The 21,649-nt window shown below is 72.7% G+C and carries 22 protein-coding genes; 12 read left to right on the top strand and 10 right to left on the bottom strand.

What is annotated here, in order from left to right; translation table 11 throughout:
- Window positions 1-8 precede the first annotated feature (8 nt).
- Window positions 9-986, bottom strand: a complete 978-nt coding sequence (locus ABZ404_RS10395; protein ID WP_358835035.1) for a TIGR01777 family oxidoreductase — start codon at window positions 984-986, stop codon at window positions 9-11.
- Window positions 987-1,131: 145 nt separating this feature from the next.
- A complete protein-coding gene (locus ABZ404_RS10400) occupies window positions 1,132-1,581 on the bottom strand; it encodes a carboxymuconolactone decarboxylase family protein (protein ID WP_358837420.1) in 450 nt (149 codons plus the stop codon).
- An 83-nt stretch (window positions 1,582-1,664) separates the two neighbouring features.
- Between ABZ404_RS10400 and ABZ404_RS10405 the strand changes: the two genes are divergently transcribed.
- The 3 genes from ABZ404_RS10405 to ABZ404_RS10415 all read left to right on the top strand — a co-directional run bounded on the left by ABZ404_RS10405 (window position 1,665) and on the right by ABZ404_RS10415 (window position 3,981).
- Window positions 1,665-2,543 (top strand): sigma-70 family RNA polymerase sigma factor, encoded by an 879-nt coding sequence (locus ABZ404_RS10405; RefSeq protein WP_358837419.1) that lies wholly within the window; start codon window positions 1,665-1,667, stop codon window positions 2,541-2,543.
- Window positions 2,544-2,779: 236 nt separating this feature from the next.
- Window positions 2,780-3,328 (top strand): DUF1062 domain-containing protein, encoded by a 549-nt coding sequence (locus tag ABZ404_RS10410; protein ID WP_358837418.1) that lies wholly within the window; start codon window positions 2,780-2,782, stop codon window positions 3,326-3,328.
- A 95-nt stretch (window positions 3,329-3,423) separates the two neighbouring features.
- Complete coding sequence (locus ABZ404_RS10415; RefSeq protein WP_358837417.1) at window positions 3,424-3,981, top strand: SMI1/KNR4 family protein; 558 nt, start codon at window positions 3,424-3,426, stop codon at window positions 3,979-3,981.
- 62 nt (window positions 3,982-4,043) lie between these two features.
- On the opposite strand, the gene ABZ404_RS10420 is transcribed toward ABZ404_RS10415, so the two are convergent.
- Together ABZ404_RS10420 and ABZ404_RS10425 are read right to left on the bottom strand one after the other, a co-directional pair.
- Entirely contained in the window at window positions 4,044-4,457 is a 414-nt protein-coding gene (locus ABZ404_RS10420; RefSeq protein ID WP_358837416.1) for a carboxymuconolactone decarboxylase family protein, read from the bottom strand.
- A complete protein-coding gene (locus tag ABZ404_RS10425) occupies window positions 4,454-5,119 on the bottom strand; it encodes a class II aldolase/adducin family protein (RefSeq protein WP_358837415.1) in 666 nt (221 codons plus the stop codon). Before ABZ404_RS10425 ends, ABZ404_RS10420 begins: the two co-directional genes overlap by 4 nt.
- Before the next feature lie 131 nt (window positions 5,120-5,250).
- On the opposite strand from ABZ404_RS10425, the gene ABZ404_RS10430 reads away from it, so the two are divergent.
- Window positions 5,251-5,637, top strand: coding sequence for a MerR family transcriptional regulator (locus tag ABZ404_RS10430; RefSeq protein WP_358837421.1), 387 nt, complete (start codon window positions 5,251-5,253; stop codon window positions 5,635-5,637).
- A gap of 54 nt (window positions 5,638-5,691) precedes the next feature.
- Here the strand turns inward: ABZ404_RS10430 and ABZ404_RS10435 are convergent, their stop codons facing one another.
- Both ABZ404_RS10435 and ABZ404_RS10440 read right to left on the bottom strand, forming a co-directional pair.
- On the bottom strand, window positions 5,692-7,116 hold the full coding sequence (locus ABZ404_RS10435) for a PQQ-binding-like beta-propeller repeat protein (RefSeq protein WP_358832037.1): 1,425 nt from the start codon (window positions 7,114-7,116) through the stop codon (window positions 5,692-5,694).
- Window positions 7,117-7,633: 517 nt separating this feature from the next.
- Window positions 7,634-9,016, bottom strand: coding sequence for an aldehyde dehydrogenase family protein (locus ABZ404_RS10440; RefSeq protein WP_358832038.1), 1,383 nt, complete (start codon window positions 9,014-9,016; stop codon window positions 7,634-7,636).
- Window positions 9,017-9,318: 302 nt separating this feature from the next.
- Here ABZ404_RS10440 and ABZ404_RS10445 point away from each other — a divergent pair, with 302 nt between their 5' ends.
- Genes ABZ404_RS10445 through ABZ404_RS10465 form a run of 5 tightly spaced genes read left to right on the top strand, consistent with a single transcriptional unit; the run spans window position 9,319 to window position 15,029 of the window.
- Window positions 9,319-11,067 carry an ABC transporter substrate-binding protein gene (locus ABZ404_RS10445; RefSeq protein ID WP_358832039.1) on the top strand — a complete coding sequence of 583 codons (1,749 nt, stop codon included), beginning with the start codon at window positions 9,319-9,321 and terminating at the stop codon, window positions 11,065-11,067.
- Between the two features lie 14 nt (window positions 11,068-11,081).
- Window positions 11,082-12,014, top strand: coding sequence for an ABC transporter permease (locus tag ABZ404_RS10450; protein ID WP_358832040.1), 933 nt, complete (start codon window positions 11,082-11,084; stop codon window positions 12,012-12,014).
- Window positions 12,011-12,997: an ABC transporter permease gene (locus ABZ404_RS10455; RefSeq protein WP_358832041.1), complete on the top strand. Its 987-nt coding sequence runs from the start codon at window positions 12,011-12,013 to the stop codon at window positions 12,995-12,997. The genes ABZ404_RS10450 and ABZ404_RS10455 overlap by 4 nt, the downstream gene beginning before the upstream one ends.
- Complete coding sequence (locus tag ABZ404_RS10460) at window positions 12,997-14,052, top strand: ABC transporter ATP-binding protein (RefSeq protein ID WP_358832042.1); 1,056 nt, start codon at window positions 12,997-12,999, stop codon at window positions 14,050-14,052. Before ABZ404_RS10455 ends, ABZ404_RS10460 begins: the two co-directional genes overlap by 1 nt.
- Complete coding sequence (locus ABZ404_RS10465; protein ID WP_358832043.1) at window positions 14,049-15,029, top strand: oligopeptide/dipeptide ABC transporter ATP-binding protein; 981 nt, start codon at window positions 14,049-14,051, stop codon at window positions 15,027-15,029. The genes ABZ404_RS10460 and ABZ404_RS10465 overlap by 4 nt, the downstream gene beginning before the upstream one ends.
- Before the next feature lie 129 nt (window positions 15,030-15,158).
- On the opposite strand, the gene ABZ404_RS10470 is transcribed toward ABZ404_RS10465, so the two are convergent.
- Entirely contained in the window at window positions 15,159-15,872 is a 714-nt protein-coding gene (locus tag ABZ404_RS10470; RefSeq protein WP_358832044.1) for a L,D-transpeptidase, read from the bottom strand.
- Between the two features lie 419 nt (window positions 15,873-16,291).
- Here ABZ404_RS10470 and ABZ404_RS10475 point away from each other — a divergent pair, with 419 nt between their 5' ends.
- A complete protein-coding gene (locus ABZ404_RS10475; protein WP_358832045.1) occupies window positions 16,292-17,551 on the top strand; it encodes a Dyp-type peroxidase in 1,260 nt (419 codons plus the stop codon).
- Window positions 17,552-17,558: 7 nt separating this feature from the next.
- On the opposite strand, the gene ABZ404_RS10480 is transcribed toward ABZ404_RS10475, so the two are convergent.
- Window positions 17,559-18,197 carry an isochorismatase family protein gene (locus tag ABZ404_RS10480; RefSeq protein ID WP_358832046.1) on the bottom strand — a complete coding sequence of 213 codons (639 nt, stop codon included), beginning with the start codon at window positions 18,195-18,197 and terminating at the stop codon, window positions 17,559-17,561.
- A 102-nt stretch (window positions 18,198-18,299) separates the two neighbouring features.
- On the bottom strand, window positions 18,300-19,286 hold the full coding sequence (locus tag ABZ404_RS10485; protein WP_358832047.1) for a GlxA family transcriptional regulator: 987 nt from the start codon (window positions 19,284-19,286) through the stop codon (window positions 18,300-18,302).
- 250 nt (window positions 19,287-19,536) lie between these two features.
- Here ABZ404_RS10485 and ABZ404_RS10490 point away from each other — a divergent pair, with 250 nt between their 5' ends.
- Entirely contained in the window at window positions 19,537-20,556 is a 1,020-nt protein-coding gene (locus ABZ404_RS10490; protein WP_358832048.1) for a threonine/serine dehydratase, read from the top strand.
- Between the two features lie 88 nt (window positions 20,557-20,644).
- On the opposite strand, the gene ABZ404_RS10495 is transcribed toward ABZ404_RS10490, so the two are convergent.
- The gene (locus ABZ404_RS10495) at window positions 20,645-20,980 is read right to left on the bottom strand and encodes a helix-turn-helix domain-containing protein (RefSeq protein WP_358832049.1); all 336 of its coding nucleotides are present in this window, start codon (window positions 20,978-20,980) and stop codon (window positions 20,645-20,647) included.
- A gap of 138 nt (window positions 20,981-21,118) precedes the next feature.
- Here ABZ404_RS10495 and ABZ404_RS10500 point away from each other — a divergent pair, with 138 nt between their 5' ends.
- Window positions 21,119-21,547 (top strand): STAS domain-containing protein, encoded by a 429-nt coding sequence (locus ABZ404_RS10500; RefSeq protein ID WP_358832050.1) that lies wholly within the window; start codon window positions 21,119-21,121, stop codon window positions 21,545-21,547.
- The last annotated feature ends 102 nt before the right edge of the window (window positions 21,548-21,649 follow it).

The following is a 21,649-nucleotide window of genomic DNA, read 5'->3' on the forward strand; positions in this document are numbered from 1 at the left end:
CCCCGGGGTCACGCGCCCGCGCGTACCCGGGCCGTCTTCCTGCCGGTGCCCCCTCGTCGGCGGCCGACCAGGTCACGGGCGGCCTCCGGCCACGCGCCGTGGTCGAAGGCGAAGCCCGCGTCGAGGAGGCGGCCGGGGACGACACGGCGGCTCTTCAGCAGCAGCTCGGTGTCCGTGCGCAGGACGTACGCGCCGAGTTCCGCCATCCCCTTCGTCGCGGGCAGGCCCAAGGGGGCTCCCCATGCGGTGCGCAGGGCACGCATGAAGGCGCGGTGCGGCAGCGGGTCGGGGGCGGCCAGATTGACCGGTCCTGAGATGTCCTCGCGGTCGGCCAGGAACCGGACGGCGCGGACGAAGTCGTCCTCGTGGATCCACGACACGTACTGGGCGCCGCCCGCGACGGGCCCGCCGAGGCCGAGCCGGGCCATCCACGACATCACGTCGAAGACACCGCCACGGTCGGGGCTCATCACCATGGCGGAGCGCAGCGCGACCTTGCGCGTCCGCGGGGTGTCTGCCTCCTGCTGCGCCCGCTCCCAGGCCTTGGCGATCTCGACGCTGTAGCCCCAGTACGCCGGGACACCGGTTTCGGTTCCGCCGATCACCCCGGTGGCCTCGTCGTTCGGCGCGTCGTAGCGGTGGGCGTAGACGGTGGCGGTGCTCATCTGGAGCCAGAGGCGGGGCGGCCGGTCGGCGGCGGCGATCGCCCGGCCCACGACCTGCGTCGAGCGGACCCGCGAATCCATCATGGCCCGCAGGTTGGCCGGGGTGTAGCGGCAGCTCACACTCCGTCCCGCCAGGTTGATCACGAGGTCGCTGCCGTCGATCGCCTGGGCCCACGGCCCGATGTTCTCGCCGTCCCAGTGGACTTGGCGCTCCGCCGCGGGCCGCCGGGTGAGGATCACGACCTCATGACCGGCGGCGGTCAGCGCACGGTCCAGCACAGCACCGATCTGACCGGTTCCGCCGGGAACGACTACCTTCATCGACTTCCCTCCCTCCGTTGCCGCGAGCCTAGAGGAGAAGTTGAACGCGTTCAAACAGGGGGGTGGGGGTGGGGCGCGGCCTCGGCCGGGCGGGCGGGACGCCAGCCCGCCCGCGCGGCCGCCCGGCGGAGGACGTCCCGCCCCCTCACCAGGTCTTGCCCGCCTGCTCCCGAGTCGTACGGTTGATCCGGTTGAAGAAGTTGGTCGTCGCGATCTCCAGGATGATCGCGGCCACCTGCTCCTCCGTGAAATGACCGGCGACCGCGTCCCAGATCTCGTCGGTCACGCCCGCCGCGCCGTCCTGGATACGGGTGGCCGCCTCGGCCAGCGCGAGGGCCGCGCGCTCCTCATCCGTGAAGAAGGGTGTCTCGCGCCAGGCGACCACGGTGTGCAGCCGCTCATCCGTCTCCCCGGCCTTCCTCGCCCCCTCCACACCGGCCCATACGCACGGGCTGCAGCCGTTGATCTGGCTGACGCGCAGGTGGATCAGCTCCAGCAGGCGCCGGTCGACGCCCCCAACGTGAATCGCCTTGTGGAGGTGCTGGATCGCGGTGATCAGATCGGGGTTCGCCGCACCCTTCATACGTGCTTCCATCAGCCTTGCTCCCTCATCGGTTACGTGCGCCCTTCCGGGCTCGTCAACACCCATGACGGAGCACTTGCGAGGAAGGTAACAACATGTCCGACAGCACCCCGACGGACCCGGTGGCCGACGCTTTCGAGGCGCGGCGCGCGCGGTTGCGCGCGGTCGCCCACCGCATGCTCGGATCGCACGCCGACGCCGAGGACGTCGTGCAGGAGGCGTGGCTGCGGCTGTCCCGTCAGGACGCGGCGGGCCTCCACAACCTCGACGGCTGGCTGACCACGGTGGTCAGCCGGATCAGCCTCGACGTGCTGCGGGCGCGCCGGGCGCGGCCCGAGGCGTCGTACGGCGACGGGTTGCCCGAGTTCGTGGTGACGGTCGACGACGGGCCCGTCCCCGAGGACGACGCGGTGCTCGCCGACTCGGTGGGGCTCGCCCTCCTCGTCGTCCTGGAGTCGCTCCGGCCGAGCGAACGGCTGGCGTTCGTGCTGCACGACCTCTTCGCGGTGCCGTTCGCCGAGATCGGCCGGATCCTGGGCAAGTCCACGGACGCCACCAAGATGCTCACCAGCCGCGCCCGCGGGAAGGTGCGGGCGACCGACCGGCGGCCGGCGGCGGGACCGGAGCAGCGCGCGGTGGTCCAAGCCTTCCTCGCGGCCTCCCGCGACGGAGACTTCGAGGGTCTGCTGCGGGTGCTCGACCCGAACGTGAGACTGGCCGTCGACACCCCCGCCGGTGTCGTCGTCACCCTCGGCGCCACCGAGGTCGCCGCGGGCGCGAAGCTGTCCGCGGGCGCGGCGGTACGCGGACGGGCCGTGCTCGTCAACGGCCTGCCCGGCGTCCTCTCCTGGCGCGAGGACGGCACTCCGCTCACGGTCCTCGCGTTCACCGTCACCGACGGCCGGATCACGGAGATCACCGCCCTGGTCGATCCGGCCAGGCTCGCGCTGATGGACCTCCCCACGTCGGTGTGAGGGCGGGGGGCGCCAGACGTGGGCGGGATCCAACCCCGCGTCCCCGCGGGCGTACGAGAAATTGGGTGGATCAGCGCCACCGCGCACCCCTATCGTGCTGCCGAGCCATATCGCCCAGGCAAGGACGTGCCGTTGTACACCAAGTGAGACCCCCCGACTGCTGAACCTTCGCGCGTCGCGCTCGTGCGCCGCGCTGCTTCCTGCTGCGGACTTCTCACTGAAACCGGTGTACTTCTGTGCTCACCACCTGGGTGGTCATGCCCACCTGCCTGCCTGTCGTCCTGCGCCGCTGTCACACGTGCGCGTCCGACCGCTTCCGGGCGAACGGCAAATTCCGCGTCAACGCCCATCACAAGCTGATCGACGTCTGGCTCCTCGCGCTCTGTACCTCCTGCGGGGACACCACCAAGATCACGATCCTGGAGCGGACCAACGTCCGTTCCGTACGGCCCGAACTGCTCGACCGGTTGCACGACAACGACCCCGGTCTGGCGGCCGAGCTGCTCCAGGACCCGCTCGTGCGGCGCCGTAACCGCATCGCCCTCGACTGGGACGACGCCTGGCGCCTCGACACCGGGGGGACGGACCATCTGGACCGTGAGGTGATCGACGTCTCGGTCCGCTTCGCGGCACGGATTCCCGTCCGGCCGGTACGGCTCATCGCGGATGGCTGCGGCCTTTCGCGGGCGGAGGTCGAAAGGCTGCTGGCGGAGGGGAACCTCGTGTCGGCGGTCCGGCTGAGCGGCAAGCTCACCGGCGACTTCACGTTCACGCTCAAGCGCTGAGCCCGGAAGGGGTGATGGGGGCCTGTCCGGCGGCTTCGCCGGACAGGCCCCCCTACGCTGGGCACCATAGAACGCTACGAGGAAGGGAGCACACGGTGAGCGAGGACGACACCGCGGTCGCGGCGGTCTGGGACGACATCGAGCGGTGGTACGACGCCCAGGGCGCCGCGCAGGTGCTCCAACCCCCCGCGACGCAGGAGCAGATCGCCTCGGTCGAGTCGACGCTGGGCGTCGAGCTTCCCGCCCAGGTGAAGGCGTCGCTGCGCCGGCACGACGGGACCCCCGACGGCGGCTGGCCCAAGGGCCGACTGCTGTCCTGTGACGGCATCCTCGGCGAGACAGGCGTCTGGCGGAGTCTCCTGGCCGACGGCACCTTCGACGACCACAAGGACTTCCACTCGGGTGGGGACGCGCTCAAGCGCGGCTGGTGGAACACCGGTTGGGTCTGCCTCGACGCCGACGGCGCGGGCAACGGCTCGGTCCTGGACCTGTCGCCCGGGCCCGCCGGGAAGGTCGGCCAGGTCATCGACATGGATCACGAAGTGGGACCGAGCGGCCCCCTCGCGAACGACTTCGTCGGCTATCTGACCGATGTGGCCGCGCGGTTGAAGGAGTTCTCGGTGGTCGACGGACAGCACGTGCAGGAGCGGTAACCGGGGCGGCACGGTGGAACCGGCCTCACAGGGCCCCTGGTTCTCCCACCGCGCCCGGCGCCCTACTGTTCGGCGTCGCCACCCCCGCCCCGCTCCCGCGCGAGTTCCGCGACGATCTCGGTGCCGAGTGCGTACGCCGGGACACCCGCCGTGATGAGGGCGGTCTCGGCGACGCCGATGAGGTCGGCGATGTCGGCTCCCGCGTGGAGCGCGCCCCGGGCGTGGATGCGGGCCGGGTGCGCCCGGCCGAGGGCCAGCAACTGTCCGAAGTGGACGAGCTGCTGCACCCGTCCGCCCAGCGGGTTGTCGGTCAGCACGATGTGGCGCAGGGCCGCGATGGCCTCCTCGGTCGGCAGCCGGCCGAACCGCTGGGCCAGGTCCAGGCGTTCCTCCACGCCCCCGGGGACGGTGCCGAGGGTGGAGCGGTAGCGGTCCCGTACGGCCTCCGCGCGGGAGGCGAGACTGTCGTCGGTCATGACGCCACCCGCGCGATCGCGGCGCGTACGGCTTCCTGGGCGCCCGGCGGGAAGTCCACGGCTCCGCCGATCGCCGCCGCGGCGATCTCGGCCTCGGCGCTCTCCTCGATCGCCACGACGAGGCGGGCGGTGGCCGCCGAGTCCGGGCCGAACGCGAGGAGACCGTGGTTGGCCAGCAGGACGGCGGCCGTGGTCGGGCGCCGGTCGAGGATGTCGGCGATCCCGCGCACCGAGACGTCCGAACCGCGCGGCCCCCAGAGCACCACGGGGACGTCCTCGGCCTGTCCGGAACGCAGCATCGGCTCGGTGCGGCAGGGCAGCGGCCGGTGGGCCACGGCGAAGGCGGTCGCGGACGGCGAGTGGGTGTGGATGATCGCGCCGACATGGGGCCGGGCCCGGTAGACGACGCTGTGCATGGCGATGATCTCGGCGCTGACGGACTGGAGTTCCCCCTCCAGGACCTGCCCGTCGAAGCTGACGGCCGCCAGGTCTTCGGGCCGTATCCCGCGCACGTATCCGGGAGTGAGCAGCATGCGCCCACCCTCCAGCCTGGCGCTCAGGTTGGCGTGCCCGGAGTGGGCCATCACCCCGGCCGCGAAGAGGCTCTGCGCGGCTTCCACCAGCTCGTCGGCGCGCGCCTTGACCACGTACGTATCCCTCATGACGGTGTCTCCCGGTGTGCCGGCAGCGGCGGCTCGTCCGCCGCTGTCCACGTGCGGACCACTCTTCAACTTGAACTAAGGTTCAAGTCAACTGCCGGGCACGGAAGGCATAAAAGGAGCGGAACGTGCGCATGACGATCGGCCGGCTCGCGGAGATCACCGGAGTGCCCGCCTCGGCCATCCGGTACTGGGAGCGCCATGGTCTGCTGCCGGCGCCCGAGCGGGTGAGCGGGCAGCGGCGCTATCCGCCGGAGGCCGCCGAGCGGATCACGGTGCTGCGCACGTGCCAGCAGGCCGGGCTGACCCTGGTCGAGATCGGTGAGTTCCAGCGGGAGCAGCCCCGCCGGAAGGCGATGATCCGCGCCAAGATCACCGAGATCGAGCAGCGCATGGTCGACCTCGACCACGCGCACCAACTGCTGACCCACGCGCTCAAGTGCGGCGAGGAGGACATCGTCAGATGCCCCAAGTTCCGCGAGCAGATGGCGGAGTGGCAGACGGCGGCGCCGGCGCCCTGAGCGGTGCGTGGCGGGCCCGGCCGGGGAACCCCGGCCGGGCCCGCCACCGTCGCTTCACTTGCCGAAGGACAGGAGCGTGCGGTCCTTCTGCTGGGCCGTGGGGCTCTTCACCCGGCCGTTGAGCAGGAAGAACCGGCCGCCGGACCAGGCCGGCCGAGGGGCCAGGAAGAAGGCGCGCTCGGTGGCGGCCGCTGCCGCAGGGGTCCGGAGCAGGGTCTGGGGCGTGCCGCCCGTCGCCGCGATCGTGGCCACCGAGGCCGCGTCGGCGGGCCCCTGGCCCGCCTGGACGTACACGACGGCTTTGCCGCCCTCGACCGCCAGCGGGCGCATGGCACGTCCGTGCGGCTCCTTCGTACGCCACTTCTCCTTGCCGGTGCCCAGGTCCACGGCGACGACCTCGTTGCTCTCCGGCTCGCCGACCACCGCTCCGCCGGAGCCGGAGGTGCCGAGGTACAGGGTGCCGGCGTCGGACGCGGCGAAGGTGCAGGCGTGCAGGTCGCCACTGCCGTCCCCGAATCCGTCGCACGCTCCGGTGACCTTGAACTTCGGCTCGACCTGCCAGCGCACCTTTCCGTCCGGCGCGAACGCCGTGATGTTCCACGTCTTGGCGTCGCCGTTGTGCGCGGCGACGACCAGCGGGTCGGTGGAGTAGACGCGTCCGACCGTCCAGCCCGGCGCGTACCGGTAGTTCCACCGGGACTTACCGGTGGCCGGGTCGAGCTCCTCGACCAGTTGCTGCTCCTTGGTGGCGCCGCCCGGGGCCGGACACAGGGCCACACCGAGCATCCGGGTGCCGCCGCCGATGCTGTACGGGCTGCACCCGGTGGTCTTCCACGTACCGAAGAGCTTCTTGCCGTCGACGGCGGAGAAACCGGTCGCGTAGGCACTGTGGCTGACGGCGACCGTGTTGCCGGTGACCGCGATCCGGAACTCGTTGGTGGTGTCGAACTCGTTCTCCTGGGGCACCTCGGTCTTCCACCCCACCTTGCCGGTGGCGAGGTCGATCTGCTGGAGGTACTTGCAGTGGGCGCGCGCGGTGTTGTTCTCCAGGGTGGCGATGACCACCTTGCCGCCCGTGGTCAGGTGGTGCGCTGCGCCGCACAGGGGTGTTTCCAGCTCCACGCGCCACTTCGGCGTACCGTCGCCCACCGCGTGGCCGGTGACCTCCTTGTACATGGCTCTGGCCACGATGTCCCCGAGCAGCCACGGGCCGGACTGCTGCCCTCCCGCCGAGGTCAGCGGGGTCTCGTTCTCCCGCACCCAGATACGTGCCTCGCCCGGTTTGATGCCGTCGTTGTACCCGTCGCCACCGCTCGCGCCACCGTTGCCGCTGCCGGTGCCGTCGCCGAGGTCGGCCGGGACCGAGGCGGAGGGCGAAGGAGGGCCACTGGCCGCGGGCCCGGCGGCTTTGCCGTCGTCACCGGAGGCCAGGTACACACCCCCGCCGACGACCATGAGCACCGCGAGAGCGGCGGCCACGATCACGACGGGTTTGCGGTAGAAGGGCCGTCGGCCGCCACCGCCGGGCGGGAGGGGCGGCGGTGTCCAGGCATACGGTGACGGGCCCGGCGTGCCGTAGCCACCGGGGTAGGGCGGCTGCGGCGGGTGGCCGGGGGCGGGTGACGGCGAGCCGTGACCACCGGGGTGGGCGGGCGCCTGCTGGTCGTGGGCGCCCGGCTGGCCGTGGGCACCCGGCTGGCCGTGGGCGCCGGGGTGGTCGTATGCCCCCGGGTGTCCGTATGCCCCGGGTTGGTCGTGTGCGCCCGGTTGCGCGGGACCCGGTTGCCCGTAACCGCCGGGCGTGGCATACGGGTTGCCCGGGACCGGTTCCCGCGGTGGTGGCTCACTGGGTGGGTGGCTCACAGCGACATTCCCCCCGAACTCGCTAGTGGTATCACCGGTTCGGTGACTCGGGGCTCTTTCTATCACTCCGCCCAGCGGGCCCCGGGCGTCCGCATCCGCACTCCGGCACATGAGGACCCACCCCCCTGCCGGGTCACCCGGCCCGTGACGTGGACAGGGTGTAGGTGCGGCTGGAGGTGTAGAACTCCAGGGCGGCCCGGCCCTGTTCGCGCGGCCCGTGGCTGGAGTCCTTGGTGCCGCCGAACGGCAGGTGGAAGTCGACGCCTGTGGAGGGCGCGTTGACGCGGATCATGCCGGTGTCGAGCCGGTCCAGCCCGTGCAGGGCGGCGTCCAGGTCCGCGGTCTGCACCGAGGTGACCAGGCCGTACGGGACCGCGTTGGTGATCCGTACCGCGTGGGCGAGGTCGTCGGCGGGCAGCAGGGCCGCGATGGGCCCGAAGACCTCCTCGCGCAGCAGCGGGTGTTCGGGCCCGGCGTGCTCCACCAGGGTCGGGGCGGCGTACCAGCCGGGGTGCCGGGGCGCGGCTCCTCCGGTGAGCACGGAGAGGCCGCGGGATGCCTCGGCGACGCGGTCGCGGGCGCGCTCGTCGATGAGGGGCCCGCAGACGGTGTCCGCCGACGCCGGGTCGCCGACCGGCAGCGACCGCAGCGCCGCGGCGAGTGCCTCGCGCAGCGGGTCGAGGGCGGCGCCGACGGCGATGACACGGCTGGTGGCGGTGCACTTCTGCCCCGCGTATCCGGCGACCGCCGCCGCGATGTGGGCGGCGGTCCGGCCCATGTCGGCGTCCGGCAGGACGATCGCGGCGTTCAGGCCGCCCATCTCCGCCTGGGCCGCCACGCCCCGCTCGGTCGCGGCCCGGGCCACCGCCCGGCCGACGGCGGTCGAGCCGGTGAACGAGACGACGTCGGCGTTGCGGACGAGCGCCTCGCCTTCGGCCGCCGCACCGGGAACCACCGTGAACACCCCTGCGGGCAGGGCCTGGTGGAGGAGTTCGGCCAGGCGCAGGGCGCAGGCCGTGGCCTCGGGAGCGGGCTTGAGCACCACGGTGTTGCCGACGGCGAGCGCGGGGGCCGCCTTCCAGCTCGGGATGGCGAAGGGGAAGTTCCACGGGGTGATGAGGCCGGCGACGCCGTGGGGGCGGCGGCGGGTGAGCAGCAGCCCGGCCCCGGCGGCGGGTTCGTGCACCGTGCCGACGGGCTCGTAGGGGGCCTGGGCGTAGTAGCGCCAGATGGCGACGGTACGGGCGACCTCGGCGCGGGCCTCGGTGACGGGCTTGCCGACCTCGCGGACGGCGAGCGCGGCCAGTTCGTCCGCCGCGGCCCCGATGGCATCGGCGGCGGCGCCGAGCGCGGCCGAACGCGCGGCGGCGCCGCCGTCCAGCCATCCGGGCTGCGCGGCGCGGGCCCGTTCCACGGCGTCGGCGGTGGCTCGCGCGCCGGGCGCCGGAATCCGCAGGAGGACGTCGGTGGGGTCGGCCGGGTTGCGGGAGAGGAGAGGCGACACGTCAGCGGTCACGGGAGGAGTCCTCCAAGGAAGGGGACATACGGAGGCGGGAGCGGGGCGGGGACGTACGGTGCCGTCTTGCCGCGCGGACGTCAGTAATATTTCACATTTCACCCCCCTTCACCAGAAGGTCACGACCAAGCGCTGGGACCGACCGGCGGCGCCCAACAGCCCCTCCCCCACGGCCCGTTCGGACACGACTGGATAAAGGAGTGACCGAGGGGTTGTCAGTACAATTTCACATTACTATGTTACCGGTCACATTCCAGCCGCTCTGGCTGTCGACTGCTCACGCGCTCTCGGAGTGACCACTGATGAACAAGCGCACCCTCACCGCCCTCGCCACCGCCCTGGCGGCATCGCTCGCCCTCGGGGCGACCGGCTGCTCGAAGACCAAGCACACGGACGCGGGCCCGGACGCCGGAAGGAACCCGGCGGCCGCCAACGCGGGCACCGTGGTGGGCGGCACCCCCCAGAAGGGCGGCACCCTGACCGTCCTGTCCAACCAGGACTTCACCCACCTCGACCCCGCCCGCAACTGGGTCATGAACGACATGGACTTCGGGACCCGGATGCTCTACCGCACCCTGGTCACCTACAAGGCGGCCCCCGGCACCGGCGGCAGCGAGCTCGTACCGGACCTGGCCACCGACCTGGGCACCTCCTCCAACGGCGCGAGAACCTGGACCTTCCACCTCAAGCCGGGGGTCCGCTACGAGGACGGCAGCCCCGTCACCGCGCAGGACGTCAAGTACAACGTGGAGCGGTCCTTCTCCCCCGACCTGCCCGGCGGCGCCGACTACGCCGCCCGCTACCTCGTCGGCGCCGACGGCTACCAGGGGCCGGCCCAGGGCAGACACCTGGACTCCGTCAAGACGCCGGACGACCACACGATCGTCTTCGAACTGCGCAAGCCCTTCGCGGAGTTCCCCAACGCCACCGTGATGCCGACCTTCGCGCCGGTCCCGCGGGCCCAGGACAAGGGGCCGCAGTACGACAACCGGCCGTTCTCCTCGGGACCATACAAGATCGAGTCGTACCAGCGGGGCAAGAAGCTGGTGCTGGTGCGCAACACCCACTGGGACGCCTCCACCGACCAGGTCCGCAAGGCCTACCCGGACCGGCTCGTGATGATCATGGGGCTCAAGGGCAACCAGATCGACGACCGGCTCATCGCCTCCCAGGGCGCGGACGCCTCCGCCGTCTCCTGGGGCGCGCTTCGCCCGGAGAGCGCGGCCAAGGTGCTGCCCAGCGCGGAGGTCCGCAAGCGGCTCGTCGCCGAGTCCACCAACTGCACGGACATGGTGCAGATGAACACCGGCCACGCCCCCTTCGACAAGGTGAAGGTCCGTCAGGCCGTGCAGTACGCCCTCGACAAGGACGCCGTCCTCACCGCGTCCGGAGGCCCCGCCTTCAACGACCCCTCCACCGCGTACATGCCCGCCTCCCTCTTCGGCGGCAAGCAGCCCGACACCGCGAAGGTGCCCGTGGCCGGTGATGTGACCAAGGCCAAGGAGCTTCTGAAGGAGGCGGGCGAGCCGAACGGGTTCACCACCAAGATGACCGTCTCCACCGGCGACAAGGGGCGCGGCGAGGCCATCCAGCAGGCGCTCGGCAAGGCCGGGATCAAGGTCACCATCGAGACCGTCGACCCGTCCGCGTTCTACGCGACGATCGGTGACACCAAGAACCGGACCGACATCGTCTACACGGGCTGGTGTCCCGACTACCCCTCGGGCTCGACCTTCCTGCCCTTCGTCTTCGACGGCCGCTACATCAAGGAGAAGGGCAACTCCGGCAACCACTCGCTCTTCCGCGACGACGCGACCATGAAGAAGATGGACGAGATCGCCGCCATGCCCGACGCCAAGCAGGCCAACGCCGCCTGGCAGCGGCTGGACGGCGAGATCCTCGCCCAGGCCCCGGCCGTGCCCGTTCTGGTGCGCCGCTGGCCGCTGGTGCTCGGCACCAACATCGCGGGCGCCTACGGCCAGACCTCCTTCGGCGGTCAGCTCGACTACGCCACGGTCGGCCTCAAGGACCCGTCGAAGAGCCAGGGCTGAGGGCCCGTCCGACCATGACCACCACCCTCGCACCCGAGGCCGCCCCGGCGGGCCACGGCCCCTGGCAACTGGCCCGCGCGGAACTGCGCCGCCGTGTCTCCGTCAAGATCTCCCTCGCCGTCGTCGCGCTCTTCGTCGTCATGGCGGCCGCCGCCCCGCTGCTGAGCAGGCTCGGCGGCTGGTCGCCCGAGGAGTTCGACAAGACGGCCATCGACCCCTACCTCGGCGGCCGACCGCTGGGGACCCTCGGCGGGGTCTCCGCCGACCACTGGCTGGGCGTCGAACCGGTCACCGGCCGCGACCTGTTCGCGCGGGTGGTGCACGGCGCCCAGGTCTCCCTCCTGATCGCGTTCACCGCGACCGCGATCGTCGTGGTCGCGGGCACGGCCGCCGGGATCGCCGCCGGCTACTTCGGCGGGCGCACCGACGCGGTCCTCAGCCGGCTCATGGACCTGACCATGTCCTTCCCGTCCCTCATCTTCATGATCGCGATGATGTCGGTGGCGAAGGACGTCAACCGCATCGCCCTGATGACGGGGGTGATCGGGCTGTTCGGCTGGCCCGGCATCGCCCGGGTCGTCCGCGGCCAGACGCTCTCGCTCAAACACCGCGAGTACGTGGACGCCGCGCGCGTCAACGGCTCGGGCCCCTGGCGGATCCTCACCCGCGACATCCTGCCGGGCGTGGCGGGTCCCGTCATCGCGTACACCACCCTCATCGTCCCCGGCATGATCGCCACCGAGGCGGCCCTGAGCTATCTCGGCGTCGGCGTCCGCCCGCCCACGCCGTCCTGGGGCCAGATGATCGCCGAGAGCGTCGCCTTCTACGACACGGACCCCATGTACTTCGTCATCCCGAGCACCTGCCTGTTCCTCACCGTGCTCGCCTTCACGCTGCTCGGCGACGCGCTGCGCGACATCCTCGACCCGAGGGGAAGCCGCTCATGATCATCTACATCGGCCGCCGGCTGCTCGGGGTGAGCGGTGTCCTGATCGCGATCGCCGCCGTCACCTTCACCATCTTCTACGTGCTGCCCTCCGATCCGGCCGCCGCCGCCTGCGGCAAGTCGTGCAGCGTCGAGCGGCTGGCCGCCATCCGCGCCCACATGGGGCTCGACCAGCCGCTGTGGGAGCAGTTCTGGCACTTCGCCTCCGGGATCTTCACCGGCCGCACCATGGGCAGCGGCCAGTACGCGCTGCACTGCGGCTTCCCGTGCCTGGGCTACTCGTACGAGAACAGCGAGTCCGTGTGGGGCCTGCTGATGGACCGGCTTCCCGTCTCCGCCTCGCTGGCGCTCGGCGCGGCCGTCCTGTGGCTGGTGCTCGGACTGACCGCCGGGGTCACCGCCGCGCTGCGCAAGGACACCCTCACCGACAAGGTCCTCATGGTCGGCGCGGTCGCCGCGGCCTCGCTGCCCGTCTACTTCACCTCGATGATGCTGATCTACGGCCTGATCAGGACAGCGAATCTGCTGCCCTATCCGCAGTACGTGCCGTTCGGCTCCGACCCCCTGCACTGGGCGTCCAACCTGCTGCTGCCATGGCTGGCGCTGGCCGTGCTGTACGCGGCCATGTACGCCCGCCAGAGCCGCAGTTCGATGATCGAGACCATGGCGGAGCCGTACATCCGCACCGCCCGCGCCAAGGGACTGCCCCGCCGCACGGTCGTCGTCAAACACGGGCTGCGGGCGGGGATGACACCGATCCTGACCATCTTCGGAATGGACCTGGGCGGTCTGCTCGCGGGCGCGGTGATCACCGAGTCCATCTTCGGGCTGCCCGGCGTCGGCCGGCTCTTCTACGGCGCCCTGTCCAGCGGCGACCAGCCCGTCATCCTCGGGGTGACCCTGCTCGCCGCCGCCTTCATCGTCGTCGCCAACCTGGCCGTCGACCTGCTCTACGCCGTCGTCGACCCGCGAGTGAGGTACTGATGGACGCGACCCGCCCCACCGCGCCCGCGCCGACCGGTCACCCCTCTTCGCCGGGCACGGGCGAGGCCCTGCTGTCCGTACGGAACCTGAGCGTGACATTCCCGACGCCGCGCGGTCCCGTGCGGGCCGTCGACTCCCTGGACTTCGACGTCCACCGGGGCCGCACCCTCGGCATCGTGGGCGAGTCCGGCTCGGGGAAGTCCGTCACCTCCATGGCCGTCCTCGGTCTGCACACCGGCGCCCGGGTCACCGGGTCCATCGCGCTCGACGGCCGCGAGCTGGTGGGCCTGACGGAGCGCGAGCTGAACGGGCTGCGCGGCCGCCGGATGGCGATGATCTTCCAGGATCCGCTCTCCAGCCTCCATCCCTACTACACGGTCGGCGAGCAGATAGCCGAACACCACCGCGTCCACTTCCGCTCCGGCCGCGCGGCGGCCCGCAGGCGGGCGGTGGAGATGCTCGCGGAGGTCGGCATCCCGGAGCCAGGACGCCGGGCGGGCGAGTACCCGCACCAGTTCTCCGGCGGTATGCGCCAGCGCGTGATGATCGCGATGGCGCTGGCCTGCGAGCCCGAACTGCTGATCGCGGACGAGCCGACCACCGCGCTCGACGTCACCGTGCAGGCCCAGATCCTGGAACTGATCGCCCGGCTCCAGCAGGACCACGGACTGGCCGTCGTCATGATCACCCACGATCTGGGGGTGGTCGCGCGCGTCGCCCACGAGGTCCTGGTGATGTACGGCGGCCGCGCCGTCGAACAGGCGCCGGTGGACACGCTCTTCGCGGCCCCGGCCCACCCCTACACCCGCGGGCTGCTCGACTCGCTGCCCCGGCTCGACGACCCCGACGACGCCCCGCTGAGGGTCATCCCCGGCAGCCCGCCGTCGCTGCTCGTCCCGGCTCCCGGCTGCGCCTTCGCACCCCGCTGCGCCCGGGCCGCGTCGGCCGCGGCCGGCGAGCGGCTGCGCTGCGAGACCGAGCCGCCCCTGCTGTCCGGACCCGCCGGACACGCGTCCGCCTGCCACCTCTCCCCGTACGAAGGCGCTCCCTCATGACCTCAGCGACCCCGCCCCTGCTGTCCGTACGGGACATGACCAAGGTCTACCCGGCCCGGCGGCGCCGCTCGGCTCCCGTGCGGGCGGTCGACGGCATCAGCTTCGACGTGGCGCCCGGCGAGACGCTGGGCCTGGTCGGCGAGTCCGGCTGCGGCAAGTCCACCACCGGCCGCACGATCGTGCGCCTCCTCGAACCGTCCACCGGCACGATCGCCTACGGCGGCCGGGACATCAGCCACCTCTCGCAGCGCGAGCTCAAACCGCTGCGCCGCGAGATCCAGATGGTCTTCCAGGACCCGCACTCCTCGCTCAACCCGCGCCAGACCGTCGCGCGGATCATCTCCGACCCCCTTCTGGTGCAGGGGAGTTCGGCGGCGGACGCGCGGCGGCGGGCCGCCGAGCTGATGGAGCTGGTGGGGCTCATCCCGGAGCAGATCGACCGTTTCCCGCACGAGTTCTCCGGCGGCCAGGCCCAGCGCGTCGGCATCGCCCGCGCCCTGGCCACCGGGCCGCGCCTCGTCATCGCGGACGAGCCGGTCTCGGCCCTGGACGTCTCCGTGCAGGCCCAGATCGTCAATCTGATGGAACGCCTCCAGCGCGAACTCGGGCTCGCCTACCTCTTCATCGCCCACGACCTGTCGGTCGTCAAACGGGTCTGCGACCGGGTCGCCGTGATGTACCTGGGCCGGATCGTCGAGATCGGCGCGAAGGAGCGGGTGTACGCGGCCCCGGCCCACCCCTACACGCGCGCGCTGCTCTCCGCCGTCCCGCTCCCCGACCCGGCCGCCGAAAGGGCCCGGAAACGCATCACCCTCCTGGGCGACCCGCCGAGCCCGGCCGCGCCCCCGCCGGGATGCTCCTTCCATCCCCGGTGCCCCAAGGCGCGGGACCGGTGCCGCGAGGAGGCGCCGGTGCTGCGGATCGCCGCGCCGGGCGAGGCACGCCAGGTCGCCTGCCACTTCCCCGAGGCGGCCTGACGGGGTGCCCCGGAGGCGGGGGACGGGCCCCCGGGTGCGCGCCGACGCGCTCGGGGGCCCGTGGGCCGAGGAAGTGATCATGCTGAGGCGTGACCCGTGCGCCACGGCGGACGCACCCGGCCCGGTCCTTCACGTCGCGGGCTTGCGGCCCCAGATGAAGACGGGGTCGCCGAGGGCGGTGGTGTTCCACAGGAGCTCGGCGTCGGGCAGCCGCAGGTTGATGCAGCCCGCCGAGCCACCGCCGTTGAAGAGGTCCCCGTAGACGCCGTGGAAGGCCTGCCCGCCGGAGAAGTACTGGGCGTAGGGCATCGGCGCGTTGTCGTACAGCTCGGAGTGGTCGTCGATCCGGCGCTCGGTGATCTCGTGCCAGCCGTTGCGGGTCTGCTGGCCCCAGCGTCCGGTGCGGACCGCGACCGCCGGGTAGACGACCTTCCCGGCGCGCTGCACCCACAGGAGCTGGCGCGCGAGGTCCACACAGACCAGCCGCTCCTCCCGCCGCGGACAGGTCCCGCTCTTGTTCGGGGCGCGGCGCTCCTCGATGACCAGTGTGGTGCGGTAGGTCGCCAGGCTCGCGTAGCCGTCGGCGGGGGCGATGGCGTTGCGCTCCTGGAAGGCCCGGATCGCCACGCAGTCGGCCTCCGACTGCCGTCCGTCGGCGGGCAGCCGCAGATACTGTTCCAGCTCCCACTGGTACGGGCCGGTGTCCGCGGTGCAGGCAGGCGCGGGCGCGGTGGCGGGGGCCGGCGCGGCGGAGGCGGTCGGGGCGGTCACCGCCAGCACCAGGGCGGCGAGGAGGCTCACGCGTATCGGCACACGGGGGCGGCGGCGTACGGGCGTCGTCACGGCGGCTCCTGCTGACTGCGGCGACGGCATCGGGCACCGCCGCCCTGTCCGCCATTCGAGCACGAGGGACCGCGCGCCACCGCCGCGAAAGGGCCATCCGGGTGCCCCCGCCCCCACGACCGCCACGCCTCAACGGCCAACCCGGCCGTGCCACGTCCGCCGCGTACGCCCGGGCGGTGGTGCGCTGACCCGCTTACGCCGCCCACCGCGCCCTCGGCGCGGAGTCGTCCACGGGACCGGAACAGGCCGCAGCCAGCAGGAGCGGCGGCGCGGCGGGCAGACCGGGCCGACGCCGTGGCGGAAGACGACGAGAAACGAGAGCGGACACGGCGCCAGGTGTATCGTGCGGAACGCCACGAATGCGAACTACACCCCTTATACGACTACTTGCCCGGGCAAGGGCGGGAAAGGGGGACGGAGTGAAGAGCGAGCCTGACCGTGCCGGTCACGCGGGAGGCGCGTCTGACCACCCGGCCTCCCACGCACACCCGGCCTCCCGCGCAGGGCAGGTCCACGGCGACCGCGCCGTCTCCCCCGCACGGCTGGTAGACGACGCGCACCCGGCCTCCCCCACACGGCCGGTCGACGACGTCGCAGGGTCGCCCCGTGGCTCCGGCCCGGCCCGGCGTGGGGTGCTGGGCGGGCTGGCCGGCCTCGGTACCGCCGCCGCCCTCACCGCCTGCCAGGGATCCCCCGCCCCCGCCTCGCCCTCCGAGCCCGGCCGTCAGCCGGGCGTGACGGACCGGCAGCCGCCCCGCGCACTGCTGCTGTCGTACGACCTGAGTCCCCGCACCCGCGGCCCCGCGGGCCGGGAGGCCGTGCTCCGGATGTTCGCCGCGTGGACGCCTCTCCTCACCGCGCGCGACGGCCCGACCGTGACGGTCGGCCTTGGTCCCGCCCTCTTCGCCCGCCTCGTGGTACGGGCACCGGAGGCGCTCCGCGACCTCCCCGCCTTCGCCGGTGACCGGCTGCGCCCCGAGGCCGGGGGCGGCCAGGTGTTCCTCCAGGTCTGCGCCGCCACCCCGACCGCCTGCGCCGACCTCGCCCGGCGGCTGGAGCAGGCCGTGCCGGGGGTGCTGCGCCCGCGCTGGCGCCAGGCGGGCTTCCTCCCCGCCGCGCCGCCCGGGGAGACCCCGCGCAATCTGCTCGGCTTCAAGGACGGCACCGCCAACCCGACCGCGAAACAGGCCGAACGGTGGGTGTGGCTCGGGCCCGGCCCCCACCGCAACGCCACCTATCTGGTGGTGCGCCGGATCCGCCTGGCGACGGCCCGGTTCGGCTCGCTGCCCGTCGAACGCCAGGAACGCGTCATGGGCCGCCGCAAGGCACACGGCGGCCCGCTCCAGGGCGGCTCCGAACACACCGAGCCCGACTTCCTCGCCAAGACGCCACAGGGCGGCTACCTGCTCCCCGCCGACGCCCACGTCCGCCTGGCGCACCCCCGGTTCGACGGCGGCGCCCGGATACTGCGCCGCGGCTACTCCTACGACAACACCCCCGACGACCAGGGCCTGTTGTTCCTCGCGTACATGAACGACCCGGGTCTGTTCACCCGCGTCCAGCGCCGGCTCGCGGGCCAGGACGCGCTGGGCCCGTTCATCGAGCACTACGGCTCCGCGGTGTTCTTCGTCCCTCCGGCGGCGGGACCGGAAGGGCCGCTGGGGAGCGGTGTGCTGTAGGCGCGGGTCATGCGGGAAGGGCCTCGACGGTGGGCACCACCACGCCGAACAGGTCCGTGATCGCGGTCAGGGCGGCCGTGTGCAGGGTGGCGGCGGGAAGGACCGTACCGTCGGGGGTGGTGAGCGGGCGCGTCGCGGTGGCGTCGGCCACGACCGTGGGGCGGTAGCCGAGGTTGAAGGCGCCCTGGGCGGTGTGACTGACGCACATGTGGGTCATGAACCCGGCCAGGACGAGGTCCCTGCCGCTGCCCGGCGCGGCGCCCAGTCCGTTCAGGGTCTTCTCCAGCTCCGTGGCGTGGAAGGAGTTGGGGAACCGCTTGACCACGACCGGCTCGCCGTCCAGCGGAGCCACCTCGTCGCTGATGGCGCCGATGTGGGCGCGGATGTCGTACGGCGTGCCCGCGCCGCCGTCGTTGATGACGTGGACCACGGGTGTGCCCGCCGCACGGGCGCGGGCCAGGAGGCGGGCACCGGCAGCGACGGCCTCGTCCGCGCCGTCGAGTGCCATGACACCGCTCCGGTAGGTGTTCTGGAAGTCGATCAGCACGAGGACGGACTCGCTCAGCCGGGGAGGACGGTTGTCCAGCCCGACCACGTCACGCAGGGTCGTGGACGGGCGGTGCGTCTCGGGCGTGTTCGTGTTCATCGGTGCCTTTCCGAAATGAAGGGAGCATGAAAGGGGCATGACGGAGCGAGCCGTGTCGCGCTCGCGGCGTCGGGATGGGTCGTACAGGGGAAGGGAGGGTCGTCAGGCGGTGCGGAAGCGGCGCCGGTACGCCCCGGGCGTGGTGGCCAACTGCCGCCGGAACGCCCGGTGCAGGGTCTCGGCCGAGCCGAGCCCGGCCGCGGCGGCGACCTGGTCGAGGGGGCAGTCGGTGGTCTCCAGCAGCCGCCGGGCCGCTTCCACCCGGGCGGCCTCGACGTAGGTGGCGGGGCTTGTGCCCGTCTCAGAGGTGAAGACCCGCGCGAAATGCCGCTCGCTCAGGCACATCCGGGCCGCCAGGGCGGAGGCGGACAGGTCCCCGTCGAGGTGCTCGGCGATCCACAGCTGCAGTTCGTCGATGTCACGGCGGGAGGCGGCGGGCCGGCTGAGCGGGACGGAGAACTGGCTCTGCCCACCCTGCCGTTTGAGGTACATGACCAGTTGCCTGGCCACCGCGAGCGCCACGTCCTCACCCAGGTCCTCGGCCACCAGGGCCAGCGCGAGGTCCAGGCAGGCGCTGATGCCGGCGCCCGTCCACAGCCGACCGCGGTCGGCGCGGACGAAGATCGGGTCGGGGTCGACGGTGACCGCGGGGTGGTCCGCGGCGAGCTGGGCGGCGGTCGACCAGTGCGTGGTCGCCGTCCGCCCATCCAGGAGTCCGGCCGCCGCCAGCACATGCGCACCCACGCACACCGAGGCCACCCGCCGGGCGTGCTCGGCGGTCTCCTTGACCCACGCCACCACGTCCGGGTCGATCCGCGCGGTGGGCCCGTCGTCGGTCATGTCGACCGCGCCGGGCACCAGCAGGGTGTCCACCTCCCCGCCGACCTCCGCGAAGCCCAGATCGGCCACCACCCGCACACCCGCCGAGGTCCGCACCTCGCCCGCGACCGGTCCGGCGAGCCGGACCCGGTAACCGGCGCGCCCCGCGCTCACCCGGTTGGCCAGGGCGAACACCTCGGCCGGGCCGGTGACGTCGAGCAGGTCGACCTCGGGGAAGACCGCGATGACGACGCGGTGGGTGAGGGGCATGCGTCCATCCTCCGGGCCCGCCCCGGTGACCGCAATGACGATTCCCTGTCACATCCGGACGGCGGAAGGCGGACGGCGGACGGCGTTGGGCGGCGCCGCGGCGGCCGCGTGCTCCGGAAGGGACCGGGGGCACGCGGCCCCAGGACCGGCCGGGACGAGGGATCATGGCATCCGCACCGTCCGGTGCGACGCCCGACCGTCCGGTGCGACGCCCGGTCCTACCGCCCTCTCCGCCCTGGGAGCCCCCGCCATGCACCAGCTCACCTACGGCGACGTCAAGGCCGCGGCCGACCGCATCGGGGGACGCGTCCGTCCCGTCGTGCTCTCCCCCGCCGATCCCGGGGAGTTCCCCGGCGGTCCTGGGGGCGACCGCGCGCGGGAGGACTGCGAGGTGTGGCTGGCGCTGGAGTTCCTCCAGCACACCGGTTCGTTCAAGGCCCGGGGCGCGCAGAACTTCCTCCAGGCCCACCGCGAGGCCGGGACCCTTCCCGGCGCGGGCGTGACGATCGCCTCCGGCGGCAACGCGGGGCTCGCCTGCGCCTGGGCGGCCCGGCAGCAGGGCGTGCCCGCCACCGTCTTCCTGCCCGCCACCGCGCCCGCCGTGAAGGTGGCCCGGCTGCGCGGCTTCGGCGCCGAGGTCCGGCTGGTGGGCACCGAGTACGCGGACGCCCTGGCCGCCTGCGAGGACTTCGCCGCCACGACCGGGGCGCTCGCCTCGCACGCGTACGACCACCCGCTCATCGCGGCCGGGGCCGGCACCGTACTGGAGGAGATCGTCCGGCAGGTCCCCGGTCTGGACACCGTGGTGGTCACCGTGGGCGGCGGCGGTCTGTTCGCGGGTGTCGCCACGGCCGCCCGCCACCACGGCGTGCGCGTGGTGGCCGTCGAGCCGGAGAACTGCCGCGCGCTGAACGCCGCGATCGGGGCGGGCCGCCCGGTCGACGTCACGGTCGACTCGGTCGCCGCGGACGCCCTCGGCGCACGCCGCGCCTCGGCGATGGCCCTGCGCGCCGCCCAGCAGGGGGACGTGCGCACGGTCCTGGTGTCCGACACCGAGATCGTGCGCGCCCGCCGGGCCCTGTGGGACCAGCGGCGCGTCGCCGTGGAGCACGCCGCCGCCACCGCGCTCGCGGCCCTCCCGACGGCGACCCGTCCGCAGGTGGGCGGAGGCGGCTACCGGCCCTCGGCGGGTGAGAAGGTCGCCGTCGTGCTCTGCGGGGCCAACACCGACCCCGGCGACCTCACCCCCGTCCAGCCGGACCGGCCCTGATCCGGGGCCGCCCCGGTCGGCGGTCTGCCGTCTCACTGGGCCACGGGTGCGGTCACGGCCGGGCGGTGTCACGTCGGCCCGGCGCCGCTCACAGGTGCTGAGGCTGCTGCCCGCGCTGTTCGTCGTGCTGGGCCAGGACCCCGAGCAGGGTCGCCACGGTCAGTCCGGCCTCGGCCTCGGCCGGGTGGCGCAGCGGGACGCCCGGTTCGATGCGGTAGGTGTTGGAGCGGCCCTGCCGGGTGTGCGAGAGATATCCGGCCTCCTCCAGGTCGGAGATGATCCGCTGCACGGCGCGCTCGGTGAGCCGGCAGTGCGCGGCGATGTCACGTATGCGCGCGGACGGGTTGTCGGCGATCGCGGCGAGCACGCGGGCGTGGTTCGTCAGGAACGTCCAGCCGGCGTGCGGTTCAGGTACGGCACCCATCCCGTCATGGTAGGACGCTCCTTTCACGCATTCAAATAGGCGAAATGCTTTTCGTGTATATCTTGACGTATCAGCCACGGAAGCGGAACCTAGAGGGACCCGAGCAGGGCACCGGCGGATGCCTGGGGAGCCAATGCCATGCCAAAGCAAGCGATACCCGCACAGATCAACCACGGGCGCGCCGTCTACACGGCCCCGGCGTTCGCGCCGAGCGGCCGCCCGCTGCCGCGCCTGGAGATCGAGGTCAGACCGGTCGGCGACCGTCAGCTGGTCTCGGTCACCGGCGAGGTCGACATCGACGCCGACCAGCTGCTGCACAGCACGCTGTGCGCGGCTCTGGCGCGCTCGCGCCACGGTCTCGACCTCGACCTGAGCAAGGTCGACTTCTTCGACTGCTCCGGTCTCAACATCCTGCTGCGCATCCGCCACCGCGCCCTGGCAGACGGCAAGACGCTGGACGTGCACGCCGTGAGCGGCGCCGTCCACCGCCTCCTGGCGGTCACCAACACGCTCCCCCTGCTCGCCCCGGTGACCCGCGCGGACGCGACCACGTTTCCGAGCCCGTGAGGGTGTGAGGGCGTAAGGCCGTAAGGTCAGCTGCCCGTGGTGGGGACGATGATGACCCGTATGACTGCCACGCCCCGAAGAGCCGAACTGTTCACCGCGCCC

The sequence above is a fragment of the Streptomyces sp. NPDC005878 genome, from assembly GCF_040629815.1.
Lineage (GTDB): Bacteria > Actinomycetota > Actinomycetes > Streptomycetales > Streptomycetaceae > Streptomyces.